The organism is Roseateles sp. GW821-FHT09G03 (assembly GCF_059416045.1).
Window position 1 is genome coordinate 130,200 of the sequence record NZ_JBWKOK010000002.1, and the last position, 25,332, is coordinate 155,531.

At 70.0% G+C, this 25,332-nt stretch carries 21 protein-coding genes; 9 read left to right on the forward strand and 12 right to left on the reverse strand.

Annotation, left to right across the window (positions count from 1 at the left end; translation table 11 throughout):
- The first annotated feature begins 119 nt into the window (after positions 1-119).
- The 3 genes from AC07OZ_RS07805 to AC07OZ_RS07815 are packed head-to-tail and all read left to right on the forward strand — an operon-like array spanning position 120 to position 3,245.
- Entirely contained in the window at positions 120-1,316 is a 1,197-nt protein-coding gene (locus tag AC07OZ_RS07805) for a YjgN family protein (protein WP_495466596.1), read from the forward strand.
- Positions 1,316-2,509, forward strand: coding sequence for a M48 family metallopeptidase (locus AC07OZ_RS07810; RefSeq protein WP_495466597.1), 1,194 nt, complete (start codon positions 1,316-1,318; stop codon positions 2,507-2,509). Before AC07OZ_RS07805 ends, AC07OZ_RS07810 begins: the two co-directional genes overlap by 1 nt.
- A 43-nt stretch (positions 2,510-2,552) precedes the next feature.
- On the forward strand, positions 2,553-3,245 hold the full coding sequence (locus tag AC07OZ_RS07815; protein ID WP_495466598.1) for a glutathione S-transferase family protein: 693 nt from the start codon (positions 2,553-2,555) through the stop codon (positions 3,243-3,245).
- Positions 3,246-3,410: 165 nt separating this feature from the next.
- On the opposite strand, the gene AC07OZ_RS07820 is transcribed toward AC07OZ_RS07815, so the two are convergent.
- Both AC07OZ_RS07820 and AC07OZ_RS07825 read right to left on the reverse strand, forming a co-directional pair.
- Positions 3,411-3,920 (reverse strand): GNAT family N-acetyltransferase, encoded by a 510-nt coding sequence (locus AC07OZ_RS07820; protein ID WP_495466599.1) that lies wholly within the window; start codon positions 3,918-3,920, stop codon positions 3,411-3,413.
- A gap of 219 nt (positions 3,921-4,139) precedes the next feature.
- Complete coding sequence (locus AC07OZ_RS07825; RefSeq protein ID WP_495466600.1) at positions 4,140-7,037, reverse strand: polysaccharide deacetylase family protein; 2,898 nt, start codon at positions 7,035-7,037, stop codon at positions 4,140-4,142.
- 157 nt (positions 7,038-7,194) lie between these two features.
- Between AC07OZ_RS07825 and purB the strand changes: the two genes are divergently transcribed.
- Positions 7,195-8,562, forward strand: a complete 1,368-nt coding sequence (gene purB, locus AC07OZ_RS07830; protein WP_495466601.1) for an adenylosuccinate lyase — start codon at positions 7,195-7,197, stop codon at positions 8,560-8,562.
- 80 nt (positions 8,563-8,642) lie between these two features.
- Here the strand turns inward: purB and AC07OZ_RS07835 are convergent, their stop codons facing one another.
- The 6 genes from AC07OZ_RS07835 to AC07OZ_RS07860 form a co-directional block, all read right to left on the reverse strand.
- Positions 8,643-9,095, reverse strand: a complete 453-nt coding sequence (locus AC07OZ_RS07835) for a hypothetical protein (protein WP_495466602.1) — start codon at positions 9,093-9,095, stop codon at positions 8,643-8,645.
- Positions 9,077-9,358: a hypothetical protein gene (locus AC07OZ_RS07840; protein WP_495466603.1), complete on the reverse strand. Its 282-nt coding sequence runs from the start codon at positions 9,356-9,358 to the stop codon at positions 9,077-9,079. Before AC07OZ_RS07840 ends, AC07OZ_RS07835 begins: the two co-directional genes overlap by 19 nt.
- Positions 9,359-9,666: 308 nt before the next feature.
- On the reverse strand, positions 9,667-10,239 hold the full coding sequence (locus AC07OZ_RS07845; protein WP_495466604.1) for an outer membrane beta-barrel protein: 573 nt from the start codon (positions 10,237-10,239) through the stop codon (positions 9,667-9,669).
- Positions 10,240-10,503: 264 nt separating this feature from the next.
- Positions 10,504-11,820 (reverse strand): ATP-binding protein, encoded by a 1,317-nt coding sequence (locus tag AC07OZ_RS07850; protein WP_495466605.1) that lies wholly within the window; start codon positions 11,818-11,820, stop codon positions 10,504-10,506.
- Positions 11,820-12,527: a winged helix-turn-helix domain-containing protein gene (locus tag AC07OZ_RS07855; protein WP_495466606.1), complete on the reverse strand. Its 708-nt coding sequence runs from the start codon at positions 12,525-12,527 to the stop codon at positions 11,820-11,822. The genes AC07OZ_RS07850 and AC07OZ_RS07855 overlap by 1 nt, the downstream gene beginning before the upstream one ends.
- Positions 12,528-12,614: 87 nt before the next feature.
- Positions 12,615-13,382, reverse strand: a complete 768-nt coding sequence (locus AC07OZ_RS07860) for a GNAT family N-acetyltransferase (protein ID WP_495466607.1) — start codon at positions 13,380-13,382, stop codon at positions 12,615-12,617.
- Between the two features lie 70 nt (positions 13,383-13,452).
- Between AC07OZ_RS07860 and pyrF the strand changes: the two genes are divergently transcribed.
- Together pyrF and AC07OZ_RS07870 are read left to right on the forward strand one after the other, a co-directional pair.
- The gene (gene pyrF / locus AC07OZ_RS07865; protein ID WP_495466608.1) at positions 13,453-14,295 is read left to right on the forward strand and encodes an orotidine-5'-phosphate decarboxylase; all 843 of its coding nucleotides are present in this window, start codon (positions 13,453-13,455) and stop codon (positions 14,293-14,295) included.
- 231 nt (positions 14,296-14,526) lie between these two features.
- Positions 14,527-17,778, forward strand: a complete 3,252-nt coding sequence (locus tag AC07OZ_RS07870) for a PAS domain-containing hybrid sensor histidine kinase/response regulator (protein WP_495466609.1) — start codon at positions 14,527-14,529, stop codon at positions 17,776-17,778.
- On the opposite strand, the gene AC07OZ_RS07875 is transcribed toward AC07OZ_RS07870, so the two are convergent.
- From AC07OZ_RS07875 to AC07OZ_RS07890, 4 genes are all read right to left on the reverse strand, one after another.
- On the reverse strand, positions 17,765-18,175 hold the full coding sequence (locus tag AC07OZ_RS07875; protein WP_495466610.1) for a hypothetical protein: 411 nt from the start codon (positions 18,173-18,175) through the stop codon (positions 17,765-17,767). The genes AC07OZ_RS07870 and AC07OZ_RS07875 overlap by 14 nt on opposite strands.
- A 10-nt stretch (positions 18,176-18,185) precedes the next feature.
- Complete coding sequence (locus AC07OZ_RS07880; RefSeq protein ID WP_495466611.1) at positions 18,186-18,698, reverse strand: hypothetical protein; 513 nt, start codon at positions 18,696-18,698, stop codon at positions 18,186-18,188.
- A 179-nt stretch (positions 18,699-18,877) separates the two neighbouring features.
- Positions 18,878-20,563 (reverse strand): SH3 domain-containing protein, encoded by a 1,686-nt coding sequence (locus AC07OZ_RS07885; RefSeq protein ID WP_495466612.1) that lies wholly within the window; start codon positions 20,561-20,563, stop codon positions 18,878-18,880.
- The gene (locus AC07OZ_RS07890; RefSeq protein ID WP_495466613.1) at positions 20,560-21,867 is read right to left on the reverse strand and encodes an SPFH domain-containing protein; all 1,308 of its coding nucleotides are present in this window, start codon (positions 21,865-21,867) and stop codon (positions 20,560-20,562) included. Before AC07OZ_RS07890 ends, AC07OZ_RS07885 begins: the two co-directional genes overlap by 4 nt.
- Before the next feature lie 165 nt (positions 21,868-22,032).
- Here AC07OZ_RS07890 and AC07OZ_RS07895 point away from each other — a divergent pair, with 165 nt between their 5' ends.
- Genes AC07OZ_RS07895 through AC07OZ_RS07905 form a run of 3 tightly spaced genes read left to right on the forward strand, consistent with a single transcriptional unit; the run spans position 22,033 to position 25,329 of the window.
- Positions 22,033-22,743 (forward strand): response regulator, encoded by a 711-nt coding sequence (locus AC07OZ_RS07895; RefSeq protein ID WP_495466614.1) that lies wholly within the window; start codon positions 22,033-22,035, stop codon positions 22,741-22,743.
- A gap of 43 nt (positions 22,744-22,786) precedes the next feature.
- Positions 22,787-24,958 carry an ATP-binding protein gene (locus AC07OZ_RS07900; protein ID WP_495466615.1) on the forward strand — a complete coding sequence of 724 codons (2,172 nt, stop codon included), beginning with the start codon at positions 22,787-22,789 and terminating at the stop codon, positions 24,956-24,958.
- Positions 24,959-24,990: 32 nt separating this feature from the next.
- Positions 24,991-25,329, forward strand: coding sequence for a thioredoxin family protein (locus AC07OZ_RS07905; protein WP_495466616.1), 339 nt, complete (start codon positions 24,991-24,993; stop codon positions 25,327-25,329).
- The last annotated feature ends 3 nt before the right edge of the window (positions 25,330-25,332 follow it).

The window sequence follows — 25,332 nt, forward strand, 5'->3', positions numbered from 1 at the left end:
GCCCCGCCTGGATGCGGGGTCGCGGCCGGGGGCCGACGAAGGCGCATCAGGCAAGCGATGCGCCCACAAGACGGAACAGCTCCTTGAGAGCGACAACACAGCGACAGAGAGAGGGAATCATGCGAGAGCACGAGGAGGGAGCGGCGACCGGCGGACTGACCGGGTGGCCGCTGTCGGAGTACCGCAAGCGCAAGCTGGAGATCCAGTTCACCGGATCGGGCAGCGAATACTTCCGGATCTGGATCGTCAACCTGCTGTTGACGATCGTCACGGCCAGCCTGTACTGGCCGTTCGCGAAGGCGCGGCGCATCCGCTACTTCTACGCCAACACGCTGGTCGACGGCCATGCGCTGAGCTTCCACGGCGATCCGTGGAAGATGTTCCGCGGCCATGTGCTGCTGCTGGTGCTGATGGGCACGTACTCGGCGGCGGGCCATTTCTCGCCGATGGCAGGCCTGGTGGCCTTCGTCGTGATGGCCGCGATCTGGCCGGCGCTGTGGCGCGCCGGCATGCAGTTCCGGTTGGGGAACACCGCGTGGCGCGGCCTGCGCTTCGGTTTCGCCGGCACGCTCAAGGGCGCCTACGCCCCGGCGCTGCCGGTGTGGATCCTGTCCGGCGTGGTGCTCGCGGCCCAGGCGCTCGGCGGCCCCGCCGGGCTGCTGGTCGACGGCAAGCCGCGTTTCGGGATCGTCGAGCAACTGGTGCTGCTGGCCGTGCTCGGCATGGCGCTGGTGATGCCGTGGATCGTCGCGGCGGCCAAGCGCTACCAGCACAACGGCTACCGCATCGCGGCGCAGCAGGGCGAACTGCGTCTGGGCGCCGGCAGCATGTACTGGCTGTGCCTCAAGGGCGCCGGCATCGGGCTGCTCGTGATCGTGACGGGCACGGTGCTGGTGATGCTGCTGTCGGGCATGAGCATCTTCCTGGGCAAGTCCCAGGCGGCGATCATGGTCTCCACGTTCATCTCGGTCGGTCTGATCTACCTGCTGATGTTCACCCTGGTCGGGCCGTTCTTCACGGCACGTTTCCAGAACCTGCTCTGGAACCGCACGACGACCGACGACCTGTCCTTCACCAGCCAGCTGCGCTTCGGCGCGCTGGCCGGGCTCACGTTGAAGAACTGGCTGCTGACCGCGCTGACCCTCGGCCTGTACCGGCCGTTCGCCGCGGTGCACACCGCGCGCATGCGCCTGGAGGCGGTGAGCCTGACGATGGACGGCGACCCCGAGACCTGGGTGGCCGGACAGGAGAGCGCCTCGCAGGACGCCGCGGGCGATCTCGCGGGTGACTTCTTCGGCATCGACATGGGGCTGTGATGCCGGAAGCAGCGGACGCTCCGAGCGCGTCGCCGAGTGCGGCAAGCGCGGCGGGCGCGGCGGGCGCGGAGCAGGCGGCGGAAGCGGCCACCCTCCACGCGGACTGGTTCGACGGCCGCAGCGCCCGCGCGCGGCCGGTCCGCCTGTGGCTGGAGCGCGAGCAGCTGGTCGTCCACGACCAGGGGCTGGAAGGCGTCGAGCGCCGCTACCCGATCCGCCAGGTGCAATGGCCGGAGCGCACGCGCCACGGGCAGCGCCAGGCGCAGTTGCCCGACGGCGGTGTGTTGATGGCCAAGGACGCCGCCGATTGGGACGCCTGGGCCGACGCTTCGACGCAAGGACGCGGGCTGGGCGGTGGACTCGCGGTGCGGTGGTTCTCCAGCTGGAAGCACTCGATCGTGGCGCTGGTCGTGGTCGTGGCCGTCGGCGGCGCGACCTGGCACTGGGGCGTACCCGCCGCTGCGGACGTGATCGCTCGCCACCTGCCCGCGGCTATCGAGCAGTCGATCGGCGACGGGGCGATGGCGCAGATCGACGACCTGCTGCTCAAGCCGAGCCAGACATCGACGCGCGATCAGCGGCAGTGGCGCGAGCGCTTCGCCGCGATGGTCGCGAGCCAGCCCGGCGAATCGACCCCCTACGAGCTGCACTTCCGCGACGCCGGCCAGACCTTCGGTCCGAACGCGTTCGCGCTGCCGGGCGGGCACATCGTCGTCACCGACGAACTGCTGCGGCTGCTGGGCGACGAGCCCGATGCGGTGCTCGGCGTGCTGGCGCATGAACTCGGCCATGTGCGCGAGCAGCACGGCCTGCGGCTGACGATGCGCGCGAGCCTGATGGGAGGCTTGCTGGGTTTCGCGATCGGCGATTTCTCCAGCCTGCTCGCGGGCGCGCCCGCGGTGCTGATGCAAGCGAGCTACTCGCGCGACTTCGAGCGCGCGGCCGACGCACAGGCGAAACGGCTGCTCGTCGACAGCGGCCGGTCGCCACGGGCGATGCTGGTGCTGTTCGAGCGCATCGGCGAGTGGCGTGCGAAGCGGTCCGCCCAGGCGCGCGCCGAACGCGCCTCCGAGCCCGCAGGCCTCGGCCGCGACATCGGCGAACGGGCCAAGGCCGGCGCCGGCGAGCTGCTGCGCATCGCGTTCAACACGCACCCGGCGGACGAGGAGCGGATGCGGTTCTTCGAGCGCTGATCGACGCTCCTACACTCTCCGCTCCACCTTCGCGGAGATCGTGATGACCGCCTCCCCTTCGGCTTCCAACTCGACGTCCACCTCGACACCCGGCGCCGGCTACGTCCTGTACGGCACGCAGGGTTCCGGCTCGGCGATCGTCGAGATCGGCCTGCGCTGGTGCGGCCAGGAGTACCGCACGGTGCACGCGTCCTCGTGGGAGAACGCGTCGGAGCAGGACGCGCTGCGCAAGCTCAATCCACTGATGCAGATCCCGACGCTGCATACGCCCGACGGCGACGTGCTCACCGAGAGCGGCGCCATCCTGATGCATCTCGGCCTGCGCTTCCCCTCCGCCGGACTGCTCGGCGCCGACGAGCGCCACCGCGATCAGATCCTGCGCGGCCTCGTCTACATCGCGGCCAACTGCTACAGCTGCATCAGCATCATCGACTATCCGGAGCGCTACTCGACGCGCACCGACAAGGACGACCGCGAGGCCATCATCGCCGGCACGAAGGCGCGGCTGCACAAGCACTGGGAGATCTTCGCGGACATGTTCCCCGGGCAGCCATGGCTCAGCGGCGCGAAGCCGGGAGCGCTCGACGCGATGGCGGTGATTGTGTCGAAGTGGTCGGGGTCGAGGAAATACCTCGAGGCGAATCGGCCGGAGTTCTTCGCGCTGCTCGGGCGCATAGAAGCGCTGCCCCACGTCGTCGAGGTGTGCGCGAAGCACTGGCCGCCGAAGACTGCTTGAGTCCGCTCGTCCTTCGCCAGCACGGGCGTTGGCCGCGAGGACATGGGGCCCCCGCGGCAAGCGCGGAAACCCCACGCCCTCCCGTCCCCAACCACCTTCTCACTTCCTAGGTTTTGCTACCGAGGACTCCGTGAGAGGGACAGGTCTTGTCTGGCTGTCAGCCTGTCAGGCGGCCTGGAATTGCGGCAGCAGCCGCACATGGGTGTAGCGGGCGGGACGCTCGTTGGGATCGAGGGCCGCGGCTATCGGCGCGAAGCCACAGCGGGTCCAGAAGGTCGCGGAGGCCGGTTCTTCGCAGTTGACATGCAAGCGGCTGAAGTGGCCCTGTGCACTGGCCAGCACCGCATTCACAAGGCGCTTCGCCAGGCCGTGACCGCGCCAGTCGGGATGCACGTAGAAGCGACGCATGCGGCCGGTGCCAGGACGTCCGGGCGGCGGCTCGACGTTGAGACCGCCCACCGCGATGACCAGTCCGGTCGCATCAAGCCAGGCCCACAGCGATTCACCGGGCTGCTCGTAGCGGTTGGCGCCGCTGCGCCATTCGTCCATCAGGCGGCGCAGCATCTGCCGCCCCTCGCTCTCGCTGGCCGCCAGCAGCGGCGCCCAGGCAAGGGGATCAATCTGATGCACGCGGATCAGGCGCGGTGCGGCGCCATCGGAGGCCAGGGAAAGCATCGAGCGAAGCGGTAACCAGTCGTCAACCGAGCGGGAAAGGACGGATTAAGCAGCAGGCGGAATGCCGCTCGCATCAGGGACAACCCGCCCGCCGTCGGCGCTTTCCAACGCTCGATCGCCGTCATTTCCGATCGCCGATCGATCGCTATTCGATCGCTATTCGATCGCTGTCCGGCGCCTCTCCCCGGCCGCTGGCGCGGCATCGGGAAGGGCGTCGGTTCACCGCGGCGGTTCCGGTTTCTTCGCGCTGTCCGGATGCTCGATCCAGGCTTTGAGTTCCACGGCCCGCGCATGCTTGGGCGAGAGCTCGATGAAGGCCTGGTACGCCGCCTGCGCGCCCGCGTCGTCGCCCGCGCGCAGCAACGCATCGCCGAGGTTCAGGTGCGCCAGCGCGCGGCTGCCGTCCATCTCGATCGCCTTGCGGTACCAGCGCGCGGCCTCGGCCGGCTTGTCGCGCTTGTAGTAGATGAAGCCGAGGTTGTTGGCCGCCAGGGCGAACTTGGGCTGCAGCTTGAGCGCCTCGGTGAACGCGGCCTCGGCCTCGTCGTAGCGGCGCTCCTTGTAGAGCTGCAGGCCGCGGTCGTTGGCACGTTGCGCCGCGATGCGCGCACTGGTCGGCGCCGGGGCGGCGCTCGTCGCGATCGCTGTGTCCGTGCCGTCCAGGCCCTTCAGCGTGACCTGCACCGAGGTCGCGCTGGCCGCGGGCGATCCGGGTGAGGCACCGGTCGGCGCGGAGGCTTGTGCGACGGGCTGCAGCTGGGCGTTGCGGGCGTCGTCGGCCTGCTTGGCGAGCGCGCTCGTCTTGGCGTCGAGCTGGTTGCTGTCGCCGCTCAGCGCCTGCTCCTGCGCGGAAGCGAGTTCGAAGATGAACTCGCCGCCCTCGCTGCCCGGCAGGCTGCCGAAGGCGGGCGTCTGGTGCGCGATCGCAGAGACCGCCGGCGCCACGTAGGCGGCCAGTTCGGTCGCGGTGATCAGGCCGTCGCCGTTGAGGTCGGCCTTGCCGGACAGCGCCTGCAGCAGCGTCCAGGTGAAGACCGAATGTCCGCCAGGACCGTCGTCGGCGACCTGCTGGTCGGCACCGCCGGCCGTCATCATCTGGCGGCCCATGCGGCGCGCGTTGTCGCGCACGAAGTTGGCGCTGCCGCCCGGCGCGCCGCCGCGCGTCAGTCCCAGGCCCGAATAGCAGGCATCGATGACGAAGAACGCGTGCTTCGCAGGCAGCGCCTCGCTGAGCTCCTGCAGCTGCGGCATCGCGATCGCGTCGGTCTGCAGGTCGTCGGTGCCGGCGTCGACCGGGATGATGTAGCCGACGTCGCGTCCGCTCGGCAGCTTGCGCGTGCTGCCGTGGCCGGCGAAGAAGACGAAGACGCGGTCGTCGCGCTTGAGCTTGCCGTCGCCGCCCTTGCGCGCCATGCCGTTGAGCGCGCGCAGGATGTTGGCGCGCGTCGCGTCGGCGTCGGTCAGCGTGGTGACGTTCTCGGGCCGGAAGCCGAATTGCGTCTGCAGCGTCTCCTGGATCGCGCGGGCATCGCGCACCGCATGCTGCAGTCGGGGCCAGGCCTTGTACTGGTCGATGCCGATCACGAGCGCGACGCTGTCGCGATAGAGGTTCGCGCCCGCAAGATCCGGCGGCGTCGCGTCCGCGGCGGGCGTGTCGGCCGCGAAGATCTTGCCGTCCTTCCAGGCCGCGAACTTGTAGCCCTCGGCCTTCAGTTGATCGAGCACCAGCGGCAGCGCCTCGACGGTGCGCGCGTGGATGTCATGGAACAGCACGATGCCGCGCTGCTGCTTGCTGAGCTCGCCCAGCACGCGCGCGGCGATGGACTTCGGGATGGGGTCGGACCAGTCCAGCGAGTCGACGTTCCACATCATCGAGCGCAGCTTGAGCGCCTCGATTGCGCCCAGTGCCGCGTCGTTGCGCGCGCCGTAGGGAAAGCGGAACAGCGCCTGGCCGTCGCGGCCGGCGGCGTCGAGCAGCGCTTCGGTCGAGCTGGCTTCCTGGCGGACCTTGTCGAGCTCGAACTTCGACATCACGCCGTGGCTGAAGCTGTGGTTCGCGATCGGATGGCCGGCGGCGAGCACGCGCTTGGCGACCTCGCTGCCCGGGCCCGGCTTGATCTTGCCGTTCGCGTCGACGCTGCCGAGGTTGCGGCCCAGTTCGAAGAACACGGCCGGCGCCTGGTAGCGCTTGAGGATCTCCAGGATCTCGTCGGTGTAGCGCGGGTGCGGGCCGTCGTCGAAGGTCAGCAGCACCGTCTTGGGCGGCAGCTGACGGCCGAAGAACTCGCGCTCCGCCTTGGTCGGTCCGCGCGTCGCGGCCGCCGCGGCAGGCGCGGTCGCTGTCTGCGCGGTGGACGTCGAGGCGACGGCGTCGTCCGGGCCCTCCGTGACGCTCGGGCGCGCCTGCAGATCCGGCAGGATGGTCGCGTAGTCCTTCAGGATGCGGTCGCGCGCGTACAAGCCCTTGAGCTTGGCGACGTAGTCGGTCCACTTCTCGCGCTTGGGCACGATGCCGCGCTGCGCGAAGCGGCCGAAGGTGTCGCGCAGTTCCTGCTCGTAGGCGTTCTCGATCTCGGCCAGCACGCTCAGGTCCTCGCCCGCGCGCTTGGCCAGCTTGAGGCCGGCGATGCTCTGCGAGGTCGAGAACTGCTGCGAGAGTTGGGTCAGGAATTCCTTGAACGCGAGCCGGTCGGCGTCGAACCACGACGGCTCCTGCTCGATGCGGTCGAGCAGCTCCGAGAGCGCGGCCAGGCCGGCGGGATCGGTGCTCCTGGCCGCCGTCTCACCGAGGGCGCGGATGCTCTCCTGCATGTCGTGGAAGAGCAGCATGCCGACGGACCGCACGGCATCGCGCTCGGCGGACTTCAGTGCTGCTTCGCCATCCATCAGCACGATCATCTGGCGGTAGCGCGCGAGCACCTCATCGCTCTGCTTGAGCAGCGTGGCGCTGACGGCCGGGTTGGCCGAGGCCGCCTCGACCGGCGCCAGCGGCCGGGGCGCATCGCCGGCCGGCTTGCAGCCGCTCATCAGGGTCATCGTGACGGCGGATGCCGCGGCCGTGACGAGCGTCTGGGCCGTCATCCAGACGGTGCCCTTGCGTTGACTTCTCTCTTGCATGCCTTCCCTCGAGCCTTCCCTCAAAGTCCCTGCTCCGCACCCGACGGATGCATCCCCTCGGGGGTGGCGGGTCGGAGCGGGGGCCATTGTGACCCGCTCTGTAGAATCCCCGGGTTTGTCCCACCCCCTGAATGGCCGGTTCCGGCCCGCGCGCGCCATGAATCTCTCCGCCCTCACCGCCCTGTCGCCCCTGGATGGCCGCTATGCATCGCGCATGGCCGCGCTGCGTCCGCTGTTGTCGGAATTCGGCCTGATGCATCGTCGCGTCCAGGTGGAGATCGAGTGGTTCATCGCGCTGTCCGACGCCGGCCTGGCGGAACTGAAGCCGTTGTCGACAGCCTCGCGCGAGTTCCTGCGAACGCTGGTGGCCAACTTCGCGGAGACCGACGCGCAGGCGATCAAGGACATCGAGAAGACGACCAACCACGACGTCAAGGCGGTCGAGTACTGGATCAAGCAGCAGTTCGCCGGCAAGGCGGAGCTGGAAGGCGCTGGCGAGTTCGTGCACTTCGCCTGCACCAGCGAGGACATCAACAACACCAGCCACGGCCTGATGCTGAAGGCCGCGCGCGACCAGGTGATCCTGCCGGCGCTGGACCGTGTCATCGAGAAGATGACCGCGATGGCCCAGGCCCACGCCGCCGCGCCGATGCTGAGCCGCACGCACGGCCAGACCGCCAGCCCGACGACCGTCGGCAAGGAGATCGCGAACGTCGTGGCGCGCCTGCGCCGCGCCCGCACGGTGATCGCCGAGGTGAAGCTGCTGGCCAAGATGAACGGCGCCGTGGGCAACTACAACGCGCACCTGTCGGCCTATCCGGAGAAGGACTGGGAGGCGTTCAGCCAGTCGGTGATCGAGAAGCAGCTGGGTCTGACCTTCAATCCCTACACGATCCAGATCGAGCCGCACGACTACATGGCCGAGCTGTTCGACGCCGTAACGCGCGCCAACACCATCCTCGTGGACTGGTCGCGCGACGTGTGGGGTTACGTGTCGCTGGGCTACTTCAAGCAGAAGACGAAAGCCGGCGAGATCGGCTCGTCGACGATGCCGCACAAGGTCAACCCGATCGACTTCGAGAACGCCGAGGGCAACTTCGGCCTGGCCAGCGCGGTGCTGACGCACCTGAGCCAGAAGCTGCCGATCTCGCGTTGGCAGCGGGACCTGACGGACTCGACGGTGCTGCGCAACATGGGCGTGGCGCTGGGTTACGCGTTGCTGGGTTACGACTCGCTGACCAAGGGCCTCGACAAGCTGGAGCTCAACCAGGCCGCGCTGGACGCGGACCTGGATTCGTCGTGGGAAGTGCTGGCCGAGCCGATCCAGACGGTGATGCGCCGCTACGCGCTGCCCAACCCGTACGAGCGCCTGAAGGAGCTGACCCGCGGCAAGGCGATCACGCGTGAGTCGATCCAGGCCTTCATCCAGGGTCTGGAGTTGCCGGAAGCCGAGAAGCAACGCCTGCTGGCGATGACGCCGGGCAACTACACCGGCACGGCGGAAGCGCTGGCGAAGCGGATCTGATCCATCGACCTGAAGCGATCGACCTCGCGATCGCCGGATCGCAAAGAAGGGGCAGTGCAAACAGGCACTGCCCCTTTTTGCTATCGGGTGTTCCGATCAGCAGTTGGAGATTGACGCCAGCGGCGTCCGACGAGCACCGCGCAGCCCAGCATCCAGCTCACCGCGACGACCTGGAGCACCGTGACCACCAGCGGGTCGGACGCGACCTCCGCGATGGCCAGGAAGGCCTCCGCCCCGATCGCCGCGGCCACGAGACCGAGGGCGGCGACGCCGCCTCGCGAGACCCGTGGCTGCGTGCCGTCGACAGCAGCCGCGAGGAACACCAGCGTCACCCGGAAGACCACGGCGCCCCACAAGCACGCGCCGACGATCGCCAGGCTGAGCTGCGGGTACGACCAGGCCGAGCAGCACCCGGGCAACGCGAGCACGAGACGGGCGCCCGCGCCCGCCGCGACCACGCGCGCCACGGTCCGGGGCAGGCCGCCTGTCGACGGCCGCGCGGGAGCGTCCGTATTCACCGCGTGATGTTGCATGCCTTGGAGTACTCCGCGGCCAGGCCGCCGCCGATGGCCCAGCCGCCCAGCACGGTGATGAAGCTGCCGCCGATGCCGCCCACCGTGGAGCCGATGCCGCTCCACGCGAGGATGGTGTTGGCGCAGGTCGTGGCGTCGGCCGTCGCGCGGCCTTCCGGCGTGCCGGCCCACGAATCGCCGCCGTGCACGGTGTCGATCTCCGCGTCGGTCAGTTCGCGGAATTCCAGGTCGCGCGATTCACAGGAGGTTTTCAGTGCGTTCATGTCGAGGTTCTCGAAGAGGAAGTGGATTCACGACCTTGGCGTCGATGAATCACACCGTCGGGTGACGGCGCGTTTGCATTCCATCGAGAACGAGGGCCGACGCCCATGACCCGCCTGTGCGCGGACGACGTCGGTCACGGACGGCGAGCACGATCCGCGCGCGTCCGATCGACATGAAAAAAGGGCAGTGCATTTCTGCACTGCCCTTGCACCTGCCGGGGAATCGGGGTTCGGGTGTCGCTCGGAGCAGCCCCCGTCAGGCGCCGGTGCCGGGGGGAATCGGCACCGGTCAACCGTGGCCGGTCGTCTTAGAATTGATAGGCCAGGCCCATGCTCAGACGATCGTCCTTCTTGTCGAAGCCGTTGGCTTGCGGCATGTTGTTGAAGCGGGTCGCTTCGGCGCGCAGCGAGACGTTCTTCGTCAGCGCGTAGTCGACGCCGACACCCAGCTTCAGGCCGGTCTTGTCCTTGTCGCCCAGGCCGTTGCTGAAGTCGCGCTGGGCGTACGCCACGCCGACCTTGCCATAGACGCCGAAGCCGGCGCCCAGCGGAGCGCGGGCGATGCCGTCCAGCGAGTACACCTTGTTCTTCGCGGTCACGCCGCCGAAGTCGACCTTGCCCAGGTCGGTGTAGGCCACTTCAGCGGCGAAGTTCTCGTTGAACTTGTAGCCACCGAAGATGCTGTAGCTGTCCGACGAGCGCTTCTGCGCGTTGCCATCCACGCGTTGCGAGGCCTTGCCGACGTCGCCACCGATGTAGTACGGGGTCATCGGATCGGCGTGCGCGACGCCCGCGCCCAAGGTCAGCGCGACGGCGGCGGCAGCCAGCAGGCCGGCCTTCTTGCCGTTGATCGAGGGGCGGGTGTTGTTGTTGCTGTTCATCTGGAACTCCTTCAGAGCTGTTGACCGATCTGTCGTCCGGGGGTGCCTTGGACATCCGCCAGGCTCGTTCGACATGGAGCTCATTCTGGGAATTCGACCTCGCCGCGTCTGTGGCGCGAGTTGAGCGCTTGTGTGACGGTCGATGACAGCGGCGTGCGCAGCGCTTGACGAAGCTTCACGCGGGGCGGCAGTCGCACGAACACACGCACGCGCGCGGCGGCCTCGATCGGCCGGGAACCCCGATGGATAAAGGAGAAATGGGATTCAGGCGGCTTCGGCAGGCCAGTAAAGCAGCAGCCGCGCACCACCGAGTCGCGGCGCTTCGCCCAGCCGCGCATGCCCGCCGTGTGCATGCGCCACGTGCCGCACGATCGCCAGGCCCAGGCCGAAGCCGCGCGTGCCGCGCCCCTTGCGCTCGAGACGCTTGAAGGGCTCGAAGGCCGCCTCGCGCAGCGACGGGGGCACACCCTCGCCGTCATCGTCGATCGCAAGCCAGAGCTGGCCCGCCTCGACCCACGCCGTCAGCAGGATCCGGCCCTTCGCATACCGCGCCGCGTTGCGCAGCCCGTTGCGGATCGCGTAGGGCAGCAGTCGCTCGTCGAAGGGCAACGCGTCGGGCAGCCGCAAGTCGGTGTCGAGCGCCTTGCCGTCGAGCAGCGGCGCCAGCGAAGCCGCCTCCTTCGCCAGCATGTCGCCCAGGTTGCCCTGCATCACATGCGGCTGCAGCGCGCCCATGTCGAGCCGCGCCAGCGTGAGGCTCGCATCGATGAGTTCGTCGAGCTCGGCGATGTCGCGCTCGCAGGCCATCACCGCCTGCTCGCGGCGGTCGCGATCGTCCTCGTCGACGAGCGCATCGACGGCGAAGCGCAGCCGCGCCAGCGGCGTGCGGAGTTCATGCGAGACCGCGCCAGTCAACTCACGCTGCGTCGCCATCGCGGCAGCCAGCCGCTCCAGCATCGCACGCGTCGCCGCGGCGACCGGCGCGAAGAGCCGGCTCTTCAGCGGCGGCAATTCGGTGTCGAGCCGCCCCGCGCTCAATCGCTCGGCGGCGCGCTGCAATCCGCGCAGGTCGCGCCACAACGGCCTCAGTTGCCACCACGCGATCAGCGCAACGGCCAGAGCGATCACGACCGCCACACCCAGTTGCGCCGCGAGTTCCTTCGGCAGCTCGCCCGCCCGCTTGGAATCGAGCGGTCCGAGCAGCAGCAGTTGGTCCGGTTCGCCCGGCAGCGCCGCGTAGATGCGCCGGTTGAAGCCGGTGACCAGCACCTCGCCGCGTTCGAGCCGGCGCCGCTGGTCCGCGCTGAGCTGCGCGAGGTCGGTGCGGATCAGCCGCACGGGATAGTCGAACTGCGCGTCGAGCTCGCGCACCCGTTCGCGCCGCGCCGGCGGATCGAGCGGCGCGAGGTCGCGCACCAGCAGGTCCACCGTGCCGCGCATGAAGTTGCGGACGTAGTCGTTGGTGACTTCGGACGCGCCGATCAGCACCAGCCCCTCGACGAGCAGGATCAGCGCCAGCACCGCCAGCCCGAGTCCCAGCGCCATCCGCAGCAGCGAGGCGCGCAGCGTGATCGCGGCCATCAGTCGATCGCGAAGAGGTAGCCCTGCCCGCGCACCGTCTTGATCCGCACCGGCGCCTGCGCGTCGTCGCCGATCTTCTTGCGCAGCCGCGAGATTCGCGCGTCGATCGCGCGATCCAACCCGTCGAACTCCAACCCGCGCAGGCCCTGCATGATGTCGTCGCGGCTGACGACCTGGCCCGCGCGATGCGCGAGGAAGTTCAGCAGCTCGTATTCGGCGGTCGTGAGGATGACGGGCTCGCCGTTCAGACGCAGCTCGCGCGATTGCGGCAGCAGCGTCAGCGGGCCGAAGTGCAGCGCCTCGCCGACCGGATGCGCGGCCGGCAGCGCGTCGCGTCGCAGCAGCGCCTTCAACCGCGCCAGCAGCACGCGAGGCGCCACCGGCTTGGCGATGTAGTCGTCCGCGCCGCCCTCCAGGCCGAGCACCTGGTCGATGTCATCGTCGCGCGCCGTCAGCATCACGATGCGGCCGGGGAAATCGCGGCGCGTGTCGCGCAGCACGTCGAAGCCGTCCTTGCCCGGCAGGTGGCCGTCCAGCAGCACCAGCTCGAAGGGTTCCTGCCGCATCAGCGCCTCGCCGGCCAGGCCGTCGCCGCAGACGGTCACCGCGTAGTTGGCCTTGCTGAGCGCCTCGGCGACCAGCTGCGCCAGGCGTTCGTCGTCCTCGATGAGCAGGATGCGCGCGGCGGTCTGAGCAGGAATGTCCATGGCACCGAGCATAGGCGAGGCCCTCCCCCGCCGACTTCAGCCACGCTTAAGCGCGCCTGCGCACGCGCGCGTCGGGCCTCGACGGCCTCAGCGATCGGCCGGCACTTCCAGCCGCCAGCCCGCGGGCGTGCGCACCGCCCTCAGCGTCGGGTCATCCGCCATCGGTGCCCAGCGCTGCGCCAGGTGGTCCAGCGCCTGCGGCGACAGGTCGGTGCGGCTGGCCATCACGCGGTCGACGGTCTCCGGCGTCACGCAGGCCATCAGCGCCGGCCGGGCCGGACCGCGCAGCGCGGCGTGCCAGCGGCGCCGCAGCGCGGCGATGTCCTCGGCATCGGCGTGTTCGACCGGGTCGTGCCACGAATAGACCCGCGACAGGCCTTCGTGCGCCTCGGTCTGCTGAAGCCCGTCATCGCTCATGCCGATCGCGAGCAGCACGCGACCGGACGGATGGTTCTCCGGCGCGGTCGTGCCCAGCAGGTGCCGCAGCCCCAGGACCTGGCGGCAGTAGGCGAAGGTGGCGGCTGCCGCCTCGCGTGCGTAGCCCTGACCCCAGAACCGCGCCGGGAAGCCGTAGCCGATGTCCGGATGCGGCAGCCCCTCGCGCTGGATCACGCCGGCCAGGCCGAGCAGCTCGCCGTCCTCGATCCGCTCGACGGCCCAGAAGCCGTAACCCAGCAGCCAGTAGCGCGCCTCCAGCCGCTCGCGGATCCAGGCCGCGGCCTGCTCGTCGGTGCGGACCTGCGCGTCGTAGATGTGTTCGATCCACGCGGGCTCGTTGAGCAGCCCGCGGATGAAGGCCGCATCCGACTGCCGGAACCACCGCAGGCGCAGTCGCGCCGTTCTCAACACGTCCATCCCCGCCTCCCAGCGCCCGGGGACGTCGCCCCCGGATGTGATCTCAAGCAAAAGCGGGACAATACCGCACATGAAATTCATGTCGAAGCTCCAGGCCGCCGAGCGCCTGAACGACTCCCTGCTGTGCGTCGGGCTGGATCCCGATCCCGCGAAGTTCCCGACCCACTGGAAGGGCGACGCCGGCCGGATCTACGACTTCTGCGCCGCCATCGTCGACGCCACCAAGGACCTGGTGAGCTCGTACAAGCCGCAGATCGCCTACTTCGCCGCGCACCGCGCCGAGGACCAGCTCGAGCAGCTGATGGCCCACATCAAGCGCCACGCGCCGCACGTGCCGGTGATCCTGGACGCCAAGCGCGGCGACATCGGCGCCACCGCCGAGCAGTACGCCCGCGAGGCCTTCGAGCGCTACCAGGCCGACGCGGTGACGCTGTCGCCGTTCATGGGCCGCGACAGCGTCGAGCCCTACCTGCGCTACGCCGACAAGGGTGCCTTCCTGCTGTGCCGCACGTCCAACCCGGGCGGCGACGACTGGCAGATGCAGCGCCTGGCCGACGTGCCGGGCCAGCCGCGCCTGTTCGAGCACCTGGCCGCACTGGCCCAGGGCGACTGGAACGTCAACGGCCAGCTGGGCCTGGTGGTCGGCGCGACCTACCCGAAGGAGATCGAGCGCGTTCGCGAACTCGCCCCGACGCTGCCGCTGCTGATCCCGGGCGTCGGCGCCCAGGGCGGCGACGCGGCCGCCACGGTTGCGGCCGGCTGGCGCAGAGGGAACGACGGCAGCGGCGGCACGGTGATCGTGAATTCCTCCCGCGCCGTGTTGTACGCGTCCGCCGGCGAGGACTTCGCCGCCGCCGCGCGCCGTGTGGCGCTGGCGACACGCGACGCGCTCCGCCCCGTGGCCGCCGCCTGATCCCTCTGCACTGACGCCCGCCAATTAATTGGCAGAAACCCCGAACGCGCAGCGAACAGGACGCGTTTGGGGATTCCTCGGCTCTTCAGAACACCCTCCGCTCGCCGAGACTCCGTTACCGGACGTTGCAAATCCGGGCCGCGCGCGCCGATCTGGCATGCCGCTCGCCCCGGAACCTTTCCAAGGAGAGAAAGGGGCATGTCCATACACAACGAGTTGGGGCGGGATCGAGTGAGCAAGGATTCCCAGGACGATCTGAGCAGTCTGGTGGGGCACGAGCTGTCGCGCGGCGACAGCCTGCCCGCGAAGCTGCAATGGCGCGCCGCGCGGCTGTTCATGGCCGCGTGCGTGCTGCTGTCCGGCATGGCCGGCCTGCTGCTGCTGGCCAGCGCCGGCGCGGCGGAACCCTTCGGCGGCCTGCTGCCGCCGGTGCTCGCGCTCGTGACCACCTTCGCCGGCCTGGCGATGCTGTGGCGGCTCCCGTCCCACCACGGTCCCGCGGCGGCGGTCGCGCTGATGTGCCTGGCCATGGCGACGGCGCTGTCGCTGGCGGTGTCGCGCCAGCTCGGCCTCAACGCGGCGAGCCTCGGGATCATGGGCCTGATGGTCGCGCTCGGCACCGGCATGATCGGCCTGGGTGCCGGCCTGTCGCTGTTCGGGCTGGGATTGGCCGCGCTGGGCGGGCTGGCCTCGGCGGAACTGGGCGGCTGGATCCAGGTCGGCGCCGCGCCGGTCGGGCTCACCGCCCGGCTGCTGACGCAACTGGTGCTGTTGACCTCGGGGCTGGTCGTCGGCCTGGGCACGGCCAAGCTGATCCGTCGCGCGATGCAGGAGGTCAACGACCGCCACGCGCGCTTCCGCCACCTGCTCAACATGGCGGCGGACTGGTACTGGGAGATGGATCGCCAGTTCCGCTTCACGCACCTGACGGAACACAACCCGGGCGCCTCGGGGCTGTCGATGGCGGAGCGGCTCGGCCGCGCGCCCTGGGAGATCGAGCACCTCGGCCTTTCCGACGAGGAGCTCGACGCGCACCGCGCCGATCTCGAATCCCATCGCCCCTTCCGAGGCCTGGTCATGCGCCGCACGACCGAGGACGGTTCGCTGCACTACGTGTCCATCAGCGGCGAACCGCGCTTCGACGCCAAGGGCAACTTCCGCGGCTACTGGGGCGTGGGACGCGACGTCACCGACGAGGTCCAGACCGAGCAGGCCATGGTCGCCACCGAGACGCGCTACCGCGAGCTGTTCCGCCGCTCGCCGTCGCCGCTGGTGCTGCACCGCTGGGGCCGCGTGATGGACGCCAACCCGGCGGCGATGGCCATGTTCGGCTACACGCAGCGCTCGTCGATGATCGGGCAGGACCTGTTCTCCCATTACGAGCCCGGCGACGAGGAACGCGCCCGCCAGCGCGCCGCCAAGATCGAGGCGCTGCCCGTCGGCGCGATGCTGCCGATGACCGAGTTCCGGCTGCGGACGCTCTCGCGCCGGCGCCGCCTGGTGCAGGCCACCAGCGTGCGCGTGGACGCGGCCACCGGTCCCGCGACGCTGTCCTTCTTCATCGACCAGACCGAGACCTCGCGCGCGCAGGATGCGCTGCGCCGGTCGGAGGCGCTGCTCTCCCACCTGTTCGCGACCAGCCCCGACGTCGTCACGCTGACCGAGACCGTCAGCGGCCGCTACGTGATGGTCAACAAGACCTTCGAGCTGGTCAGCGGCTACACCGCCGACGAGGTGCTGGGTCGCAGCTCGGAGGAGCTCGGCATCTGGCAGGACATCGCCGACCGCGAGCGGCTGGTCGAGGCGCTGCGCCAGCACGGCCGCGTCAGCGACCTGCCGGCGAGCTTCGTCAACCGGCGCGGACAGCCGATCCCGATGCTGCTGTCGGCGGCGCCGTTCGTGATGGACGGGATGTCCTACCTGGTCGTCAACTCGCGCGACGTCAGCGACACCGAGCGCACGCGGCTGGTCCATGCGGCGATCCTGGAGAACGCGTCCATCGGCATCGCGCTGACGCGCGACCAGCGCTTCGTGCAGGCGAACCGGCTGGTGGAGGAGATGTTCGGCTGGCCCGCGGGCGGACTGATCGGCCAGGCGGGCAACGTGGTCTGGCCCAGCCCGGAGGACTACGAGTCCGTCGGCCACGAGCTCGGTCCGCGACTGGCCGCAGGCGAACAGGTCGAGGTGGAACGCCTGATGCGGCGCCGCGACGGCAGCCGTTTCCTGTGCCGGATCCTGGCCCGCGCCGTGGACCCGAACCACCCGAGCCGCGGCGGCACGATCTGGATCATGGAAGACGTGACCGAGCGCCGGCGCGTCGAGGCCGCCCTGGCGACGGCCAAGGACGAGGCCCAGGCGGCCAACCGCGCCAAGAGCGCGTTCCTGGCCAACATCAGCCACGAGATCCGCACGCCGCTGAACGGTCTGGTCGGCCTGGCGCGGCTGCTGCAACAGCCGGACCTGAACGGCGACACGCGCAGCCACTACCTGGACCAGATGGTGGACAGCGCGGAGAGCCTGTCGGGCCTGATGTCGGACATCCTGGACCTGTCCAAGATCGAGGCCGGCCGGCTGACGCTGGAGACGGTCCCCTTCGCGCTGCGCGACATGCTCGCGACGATGCGCATGGGCTACCTGACGCTGGCGCAGGCGCGCGGGCTGGGCTTCAGCATCGACGTCGACGACGCGGTGCCCGCCTGGGTGATCGGCGATCCGGTGCGCACTCGGCAGATCCTGAGCAATTACCTGAGCAACGCGCTGAAGTTCACCGAGCAGGGCCGCGTGGCGGTGCAGGTGCGCCGGCTGGACGAGCGGCGCCTGCGCGTCGAGGTCAGCGACACCGGTCCCGGCATCGCCGAGGCCATGCACGAGCGGCTGTTCCAGCCCTTCACGCAGGCCGACGAATCGACCACGCGCCGCTACGGCGGCACGGGTCTGGGCCTGTCGATCTGCCGCGAGCTGGCGACGCTGATGGGCGGCGACGTGGGCGTGGACAGCCAGCCGGGCGCGGGTGCGACCTTCTGGGCCGAGCTGCCGCTGCCGGCGGCACCGGCGCCGGTGAGCGCGCAACGCCGCGCGCCGGCCGATGACGCGGAGCTGGCGGGACGCCGCATCCTGATGGTCGAGGACAACCCGGTGAACATGATGATCGCCGTGGCCATGCTCGAGCAGTGGGGCGCGGAGGTCTCGCAGGCCAGCGACGGCAGCCAGGCGGTGGAGGCGGTGACGGCGGCGGCCAGCATGGGCAAGCCCTTCGACGCGGTGCTGATGGACGTCCAGATGCCGGTCATGAGCGGCCACGAGGCGACACGGCAGCTGCGCCAGCGCTACGACGCGACCGAGCTGCCGATCATCGCGCTGACGGCCGCCGCGCTGGTCCAGGAGCGCGACGAGGCGCTGGCCGCCGGGATGAACGAGTTCCTCACCAAGCCGATCGACGCGCAGCGGCTGCGGCAGGTGCTGGTGAAGCTCACGGCGGATTGACCGGGTCAGATTTCTCTACCGAGACCTTGCTGCTGTCCCTGTACTGCCGACGACCTGCCAGCGCACGAAGCTCCGCGCGAACTTGCTGCGACAGATTCATTGCCGCCTCCGCCTCCTTCCGCGTGACGTGCCGTTCGGTCGAGTAGTCAGCGTAGTTCCTGCTGCGACGTAGAGCGCTCAGCCTCTTAGCCAGACCCTTCTCGCCATCACGTTCGTAATGTTCCTGCGTCCACTGATGAACCATGGGATGTCGCTCGGAAATGCCTGCCATGTCACGAGCCCTCAAGAACACGCCGTAATAGGCACGTGACACCGCGCTGCGGTTGCTCGCCTCGTCGTTTCGGGTCCAGAGGTGCCTCGCCACGGCGAGGACTTCATCGGGGTCAAAGACAGTCATGGTTCAGTCCTCACTTCACCAGATGCCGGTCCTCGAAGCGGCCGGGCCAAGCATTGGCATGAGCGACCAGCCACAGACGGGCAATCGCCGGGACGGACTCGTACAGTGATTCGAAGGCTTCGATCTCGGGATGGGGATACTTCGCGTCCGGCGCATAGCCGAAGAGCGTGAACTGCAAGCCTAGGTAGTGCTCCTCAGGATCCCTGACCACGTAGACACTGATCTGCCGGTCTCCCGCGCATCGCGCAAGCTCCCGATCGACGACCCAGAAGTCCTCGCGCAGCAGTTGCGGATGCTTCTGCGCGTACCACTCGAGGATGTCGTCGTAGTCCTCCGTGCCACGAAGCGCTTGGAGGTCGTACGGCCATTCACCTGGCGAGCAGGGGTTCATCCACGGCCGGTAGAGATAGGGCTTCTGGCTCTTGCTGTACACCCACACCGGCCGTCCGCGCTCAAGGAACTCCGGCACTGGCGCCAGCGCTGCCTCCTCAGGCTCGTCTTCAAATTCGATTCGCTGCAACATCGTTTCTGCCTTTCTGCCACCGACCTCATGTCGATGCGATGTATGCATTCTCGAAATCGAAACCCTTTCTGCCATGACTCAAAGTTGTGGGCGGGGAGGGATATGAAGGGGGCCCACCTTCGAGGGAATGGGCTCCCTCTTCTGTCCACGCCGCGGCGCCATGCGAAATGGAGTGGCCCTCACCTCGCGCTCAGGCTGGTGCCCTTCCAGTCCGCCGCCTGCCAGCGTTGGAACGCGCCGACCATCGTCACGTCGCCGGCCTGGCGCTTCGTCTCGAGCGTGTCGAGGTCGACCAGCTCGTAGCTGCGCTTGTAGCGGCCTTCGGCGCGGGACTCACGCGCGACCAGCAGTTCCTTGCCGCCCGGCACCCAGCCGGCGAATTCCGCGTAGCCCAGGCCAGGCTGTGCGGCCACCGGCGGCAGCACCGACACCTTCCAGCCCTGCGACGTGCGGCGCAGCAGCCAGAGCTCGCGCCAGCCGTCCGCCGGCACCGAGGCGATCGTGATCGCGTTGCCCTCGCGATTGACCCGCGCCGACGCCGTCATCACCAGCCCCCAGGCGCAGTGGCGCAGCAGCGGCGGATTGCCTTCCTTCGCGCCGTTCATCGTGAGCGTCAGGCAGGTCTCGCCCGGCTGACCGGCCGCGACGTTCAGCTTCACCGCGCCGAGGACCTGCTCCGGCGCACCCGCCGGCAACGCGGCCCAGCGCATCGCGTTGCCGCGCATGGCGGCATCGTTGTAGGTCGGTTGGTCGTCGTCGGAAAGCTCGGCGGGCACGATGCGCGCAAACGCTTCGAGCGAGCGGCGTGATGCCGCCGATGAAGCGTCCACCTGCAAGGTCGCGGGTGAGGCGGTCGCTGCCGCGGCACCGGTCGCACCCGCGGCAACGGCGCTCGCGCGACGCGCACGGATGAACGACAGGCTGCTCCACACGCCCGACTGCCGCATCAGCACGCGATTGCGCCAGTGCGTCGCCAGCGCCGGATCCTTCAGATCGACCTTGTCCAGTACGTCCGCGCGCCACTGGTCCATCTGCTCGCGCTGCGGCGGCGTCGCGACCGGGTCCAGGCAGTCGACGCGCGTCAGCGCCAGCGCGGCGCGCGCCTTCTGCTCCGGCGTCGAGGCCGGCATCGCGAGGACGCGGCGGAACGCCTCGCCGTCGTAGCAGAGCTGCATCGCGCCGGCCTCGCGCTCCAGCGTGCGGAAGCGCAGGCCGTAGCGCGCGGCGACGTCGAGTTGGGCGGCAACCTGCGTCTCGGCGGCCGACGGCGCCACCGTCGCCACGCCGTCCGTCCGAGGCTGCGTGCGCGAGGCACGATCGGCCAGCCGCTCGGCGAGCGTTCCCATCGCATCGAGCGCCTCCGCGCCGTCGACGCTGTTCATCTGCGCTGCGCTGGCCGACTGCACGTAGGCGGCGGCCAGGCCCAGGCCGAGCGACTCCGCGCCCGTCTGCTGGCGCACCACGCGCAGCGCGGCCAGCAGTGCATCGGGCTGCGCGGCGGGTCCGTTCAGCGGCAGCAGCGCGGCCTTGCGGACAAAACCGCCGCGCTCCCGGCGGTAGTCGTAGACCTGGAAGTGGTCGGGCCGTTCGCCGCGGATCTCCAACGCCTCACCGCGCCAGAGCTGCGCCTGGGCCGGCGACGAATCCTTCGCCGCCGCGCGCATCGCGACGTTGTCCTGCACCACCAGCGCGGTGCGCGGCGCCGCATCGTCCGGCGAGACACGCTTGATCGGCGGCTTCGGCGTCGTGTCGTCCGTCGCGGCATTGGCCGGATGGACACAGAGCAACTGGACGGCGACGGCGGCGATGGCAGCGGCCATCACGAGCTTCATGCGGCACATGGCGTTCTCCTTCACGGCAGTCATTGCGCGGCCTGCTCTTGCGTCGACGACTCGGCCTGCCCGGGCTTGGCGCCCAGCAGCGTCTTGCCGATGAACCCGCCGTCCGACGGGGGCGGCGCGATGATCACCTGCACCTTGTCGGACAGCTTGTCGGCCATCGCCTTCTGGATCAGCAGCGGATGGCGGCTGAGCAGCGCGCCTTCGGCCGCCATCTGGTCGACCGCGACCTTGCCGATGCGCGTCTGGCGATAGGCCTCGGCGTCGGCCAGCTTCTCGCGGGCCTTGGCCTCGCCCTCGGCCTCGATGCCGCGCGCCTGCGCGTTGCCTTCGGCCATGCGGACCCGCGCGACGCGCTCGGCCTCGGCCTCCAGCTGGCGCTGCTCGACCTGGCGCTGTTTGAACGGCAGCACATGCTTCATCGCCTCTTCCTGGCCCTTGGCCGCAATGATCTGCTCGCGCGCCGCGGCCTCCGCGGAGGTCTCGCGGCGGACCTTCTCAGCGGCGGCCTCGAGCTCGGTCTGCTTGACCTGCTTCTCCTTGAGCTCCAGCGTGTAGCGCATCTTCTCGCTGGCCAGACCTTCGGACAGGAGGTTCTCCAGGCCGGCGCGGTACTCCTGCGGCAGGTCGACGTTGCCGATCTCCAGGCCACGCAGGACGATGCCGTCCATCGCCAGCTTGCGGCGCAGCTCCGACTCCAGCGCGGCCTGGATGGGACCGCGCTGCGTCGAGAAGATCTCGCGCACCGTGTGCGTCGCGATCTGACGGTAGACGATGCCCTGCAGGGCCGGAGCGATCACGTCGCCTTCGATGTCGTCGGGGAGCGAAGCAGCGAGCTGCGCCAGCCGCGTCGGATCGACGGTCCAGCGCACGGTCAGGTCCAGGCCCAGGGAGAGTCCTTCGAGCGACTGCAGCGGCGCCTCGCCGTCGGCGCGGGCGAAGCGTTCGGGGTGATAGCTGCGGTCGCGCACCGGCAGGTCGCGGACGTCGTGCAGGCCGGGGATCTGGAGCATGGAACCGGAACGGGCCTCGGTCACGCCACCGGTCAGCACGTTGGTGCGCAGGCTGACGGCGCCGCGCGGCACCTCATGCATCGGCGGATGCGTGACCAGCAGCGCCACCGCGCCGGCCACGGCGGTCAGGCCGGCCAGCCAGGGCAGGCAGCGGACCAGGCCGGCGCCGGCGCGCTTCAGCGGCACGCCCAGGCCGCCGGCACCGGCGCCGGCGCCTTCGCCGCCGAACTCGTCGCCGCGGCTGCGGCGGGAGAAACCGGGCAGCCGAGCCTTGAGCCGCGCGGCGGCGTTGCGGATCGATTGCAGGCGGTCGTTCATGAGGTCCTCCGGGGTTCCCGTGATTCGGGTGTTGGGATGACGCTCATGGTCCGGAAAGGGCCCGGAAGCCTCAATGCGGGCGTCGGCGGGTCCCTTCACGGTCCGGAAGAAACCTTCACGGGCGGGTCGCGCCGGCGGGCGCGGCGGTGTCGATAATCCGGCGCCATGGCCATCCCCAGGAACAAGGTCGCCGTCATCGAGGACGACCGCCCCACCAGCGAGCAACTCACCGGCTGGATCCGCGCCGCGCGGCCCGAGCTGCAGGTCGACCAGTGGTTCGACCGCGACGCCGCCGAGGCCGCGCTGGCGCGCGAGCGCTACGAGATGGTCGTGCTCGACATCGAGCTCGGCCGCGAGCGCAACGCCGGCATCGCGCTGATCAACGAGATCAACAAGCTGAACGCCGGCACGCCGGTGCTGGTCGTGTCGGCGATGCCGGCGGCCATCTACCGCGGGATCATGAAGGCGCTCGACGCCTGGGATTACCTGCAAAAGACCAGCTTCGACGAGTCCGAGTTCATCGACACCTTCCTCGACATCCTGCGCGCCGCCCGCGCCCGCGAGGCCGCCGAGCCGGTGGCGGCCGCGCCCGAGGCGCTGCAACTGGATCCGCTCTGGCAGCGCAGCCCGCTGTGGAAAGGCCAGCGCATCAACCTGCCGCTGACGGCGCAGCGCATCCTCGCCACGCTCTACCAGCGCGCGCCGCAGGTGGTGTCGTACGAGGAGCTCTACGACGTCGTCAAGAGCGGCCGCACGCGCGACAACGTGCGCAAGCACGTGTCGACGCTGCGCGAGGCGCTGAAGGAAGTCGACCCGTCCTTCGACGCGATCGAGAACGTGCCGATGCGCGGGTTCCGGTGGTCGGCGCCGCGATGAGCGCGGTGAAGAGCACCGGAAAGAGCGCCGGCGTGGACGCCGCATGAAGCTCGGACCGGTCGAGCTGCCCGCGCTGGCCGTGCCGCGCCTGGGCCTGGCGGCCTTCCGCCGGCGCGCGGTCGTGCACCTGGCCTTCCTGCTGCTGGCGCTGGCGACGGTCGGCCTGGTGCTGACCGTGCTGATCGACCAGAAGCAGCGGGCCTACCAGCGCTACGCGCAGGGCTTCCGCCAGTCGCTGGCGGAGATCGTCCTGCAGCTGCGCCACCCGAGCGGCCAGCTGGCGCTGCTCAACCCGCAGATGAGCGTGGGCGACCGGGACGGCCAGGCGCCGGTGCTGCTGCCGTTCTCGGCGATCGACTTCGACGACCAGAACAAGGCGCAGCGCGCGGTCGAGATGGCCGGCTGCGGCCTGCGCTGGCCCGACGGCGCGAGCCTGTGCGCCGCCGTCGGCGCGAACGCCTACGCGGGCGGTTTCCTGTACCTGGTCGGCAGCCTGGAGAGCGGCCCGCTCGCGGGCCGCGAGCACGGCGCGCTGGACCTGAGCGGCGTGCACCGCGCGCGCGTGACGCTGAAGCTGCGCGGCGGCACGCAGACCTGGATCGCGCCGTTCGAAGGCGCCTCCGCGGCGGACGGCACGCAGCGCGGACGCTTGACCGGCTTCCTCGGTGCAGGCCCGCAGTTGCCTGGCAAGGCGCGCCCGGTGCGCGAGTTCCGCGGCTGGCTCTGGCGCGAAGGCCCCTGCGCCGAAGGCAGCGCCGGTCCGGACTGCGCGCGGCGCACCTTCTATTCGATCCGGCTGCCGGTCGAGGCCTTCCAGGACGCGCTCTTCGACGACGCCGGCCACCGCGCCCGGCCGGTGTGGCCGCCGGCTGACCTCGATCAGATGCGGGTGCGGGTCGAGCTGCTCGCGCCCGATGAGACGAGTGCCGAAGCCCCTGTGAAATCGGCGGCGCTGTTCGACAGCGCCCGGCCGGGCGCGTCGCTCGCGCTGTCGCTGGACCGGATCGGCGCCTCGCTGCAACCGGGCGAGACGCTGCGCATCGAGCGCCTGGGCAAGCAGGCGACGACGATCGCCGAGCGCCGCGGCCCCGAGCTGTCGGAACGCGCGCTGCCGTGGCTGATCCACGTGATGCGCCGCCTGCCGGTGCAGGGCGAGATCCTGGGCGTCGGCGCCGACACCGATGCGGCCGAGATCCGCTGGCTGACCGCCTCCGACGAAGTGGCGACGCCGAGCGGCCGCTACCGGCTCGACCTGCGCGGCGACCTGCGCAGCCTCGACCGCCAGCTCGCGCTGGAGGCGCGCCCGCTGGCGTGGCTGGCGGCGGCCATGCTGGCGGCCGTCGCGCTCGCATGGCTGATGGTGGAGCTGGGCCTGATCCGCGGCATCGCCGTGCTCACGAAACGCGCGGCCGCCGTCTCCTACAACATGCAGGACGCGCGGGCGGAACAGCGCATCGGCGAGCTCGACGTGGCCGACCTGCGCGGCCGCGACGAACTGGGCATCCTGGCCGGCAGCCTGGCCGACGCGCTGACCCGCGTGAAGGACGGCCTGCGCCGCGAGCAGCTGCGGGCCGAGCGCGAGCGCGAGATGTGGCACGCGGTGGGCCACGAGATCATGTCCCCGCTGCAGTCCCTGATGGTGCTGCACGGCGCGGGCGACGATCCCAGCCATCGTTATGTGCAACGCATGCAGCAGGCGGTGAAGGTGCTCTACGGCAGCGCGCCGCCGAGCGAGGCACTGGCGTCGGCGGACCTGCACACGGAGGCGCTGGACCTGGCCGCCTTCTGCCGCGAGGTGGCCGCGAACGCGCACTACGCCGGCATCGACCACGTCACTTTCGAGACCGCGCTGCCCGAACCGCAACCGGTGCACGCGGAGGCCTACGCGCTGGAAGACGCCGTCACCCACGTGCTGCGCAACGCCGACCGCTACCGGCCCGAGGGCACGCCCATTGCCATCACCCTGGAGGCGGGCGAGCCCGGCTTCGTCCTGCTGCGGATCCGCAACCGGGGACCGCACATCGATGCGGCGATGCTGGACCAGATCTTCGAGTACGGCGTTTCCGACACCGCTCCGCAGGTCAACGGGGAACGCCGCGGCCAGGGGCTCTTCGTCGCGAAGACCTACCTGGCGAAGATGGATGGCAGCATCCGGGCATTCAATGTGCCGGAAGGCGTGGTGTTCGAGATGAGCCTGCGCCGCGCCGCGGCCTGAGCGGCTCCGCTTCAATCGACAAGGAGGTCTTCATGCCGATGAATCCCCATTACGCGCTGACGGAGCCGATCCGCGATGCCGTGGACACGCTGTCGAAGGAGCATCCGCTGCTGGTCGAGTTCGGTGCTTCCTGGTGCCCCATCTGCGAGGCGGCGCAGCCGCTGCTGGAGCAGGCCTTCGAAGGCCGGCACGCGATGGTGCAGCACATCAAGGTCGAGGACGGCAAGGGCCAGGCGCTAGGGCGCTCGTTCAAGGTCAAGCTATGGCCGACGCTGATCTTCATGCGCGACGGGCAGGAGGTGGAGCGCCTGGTCAGGCCCACGAACGCCGCGGATATCCGGGCCGCGCTGGAGCGCATCGACACCACGTGACGG

What these genes read in the sequence shown, in the direction of transcription:
- AC07OZ_RS07805 (WP_495466596.1), top strand. Translation starts at nt 120, where the DNA reads ATGCGAGAGCACGAGGAGGGAGCGGCGACCGGCGGACTGACCGGGTGG.
- AC07OZ_RS07810 (WP_495466597.1), top strand. Translation starts at nt 1,316, where the DNA reads ATGCCGGAAGCAGCGGACGCTCCGAGCGCGTCGCCGAGTGCGGCAAGC.
- AC07OZ_RS07815 (WP_495466598.1), top strand. Translation starts at nt 2,553, where the DNA reads ATGACCGCCTCCCCTTCGGCTTCCAACTCGACGTCCACCTCGACACCC.
- AC07OZ_RS07820 (WP_495466599.1), bottom strand. Translation starts at nt 3,920, where the DNA reads ATGCTTTCCCTGGCCTCCGATGGCGCCGCACCGCGCCTGATCCGCGTG.
- AC07OZ_RS07825 (WP_495466600.1), bottom strand. Translation starts at nt 7,037, where the DNA reads ATGCAAGAGAGAAGTCAACGCAAGGGCACCGTCTGGATGACGGCCCAG.
- purB (WP_495466601.1), top strand. Translation starts at nt 7,195, where the DNA reads ATGAATCTCTCCGCCCTCACCGCCCTGTCGCCCCTGGATGGCCGCTAT.
- AC07OZ_RS07835 (WP_495466602.1), bottom strand. Translation starts at nt 9,095, where the DNA reads ATGCAACATCACGCGGTGAATACGGACGCTCCCGCGCGGCCGTCGACA.
- AC07OZ_RS07840 (WP_495466603.1), bottom strand. Translation starts at nt 9,358, where the DNA reads ATGAACGCACTGAAAACCTCCTGTGAATCGCGCGACCTGGAATTCCGC.
- AC07OZ_RS07845 (WP_495466604.1), bottom strand. Translation starts at nt 10,239, where the DNA reads ATGAACAGCAACAACAACACCCGCCCCTCGATCAACGGCAAGAAGGCC.
- AC07OZ_RS07850 (WP_495466605.1), bottom strand. Translation starts at nt 11,820, where the DNA reads ATGGCCGCGATCACGCTGCGCGCCTCGCTGCTGCGGATGGCGCTGGGA.
- AC07OZ_RS07855 (WP_495466606.1), bottom strand. Translation starts at nt 12,527, where the DNA reads ATGGACATTCCTGCTCAGACCGCCGCGCGCATCCTGCTCATCGAGGAC.
- AC07OZ_RS07860 (WP_495466607.1), bottom strand. Translation starts at nt 13,382, where the DNA reads ATGGACGTGTTGAGAACGGCGCGACTGCGCCTGCGGTGGTTCCGGCAG.
- pyrF (WP_495466608.1), top strand. Translation starts at nt 13,453, where the DNA reads ATGAAATTCATGTCGAAGCTCCAGGCCGCCGAGCGCCTGAACGACTCC.
- AC07OZ_RS07875 (WP_495466610.1), bottom strand. Translation starts at nt 18,175, where the DNA reads ATGACTGTCTTTGACCCCGATGAAGTCCTCGCCGTGGCGAGGCACCTC.
- AC07OZ_RS07880 (WP_495466611.1), bottom strand. Translation starts at nt 18,698, where the DNA reads ATGTTGCAGCGAATCGAATTTGAAGACGAGCCTGAGGAGGCAGCGCTG.
- AC07OZ_RS07885 (WP_495466612.1), bottom strand. Translation starts at nt 20,563, where the DNA reads ATGACTGCCGTGAAGGAGAACGCCATGTGCCGCATGAAGCTCGTGATG.
- AC07OZ_RS07890 (WP_495466613.1), bottom strand. Translation starts at nt 21,867, where the DNA reads ATGAACGACCGCCTGCAATCGATCCGCAACGCCGCCGCGCGGCTCAAG.
- AC07OZ_RS07895 (WP_495466614.1), top strand. Translation starts at nt 22,033, where the DNA reads ATGGCCATCCCCAGGAACAAGGTCGCCGTCATCGAGGACGACCGCCCC.
- AC07OZ_RS07900 (WP_495466615.1), top strand. Translation starts at nt 22,787, where the DNA reads ATGAAGCTCGGACCGGTCGAGCTGCCCGCGCTGGCCGTGCCGCGCCTG.
- AC07OZ_RS07905 (WP_495466616.1), top strand. Translation starts at nt 24,991, where the DNA reads ATGCCGATGAATCCCCATTACGCGCTGACGGAGCCGATCCGCGATGCC.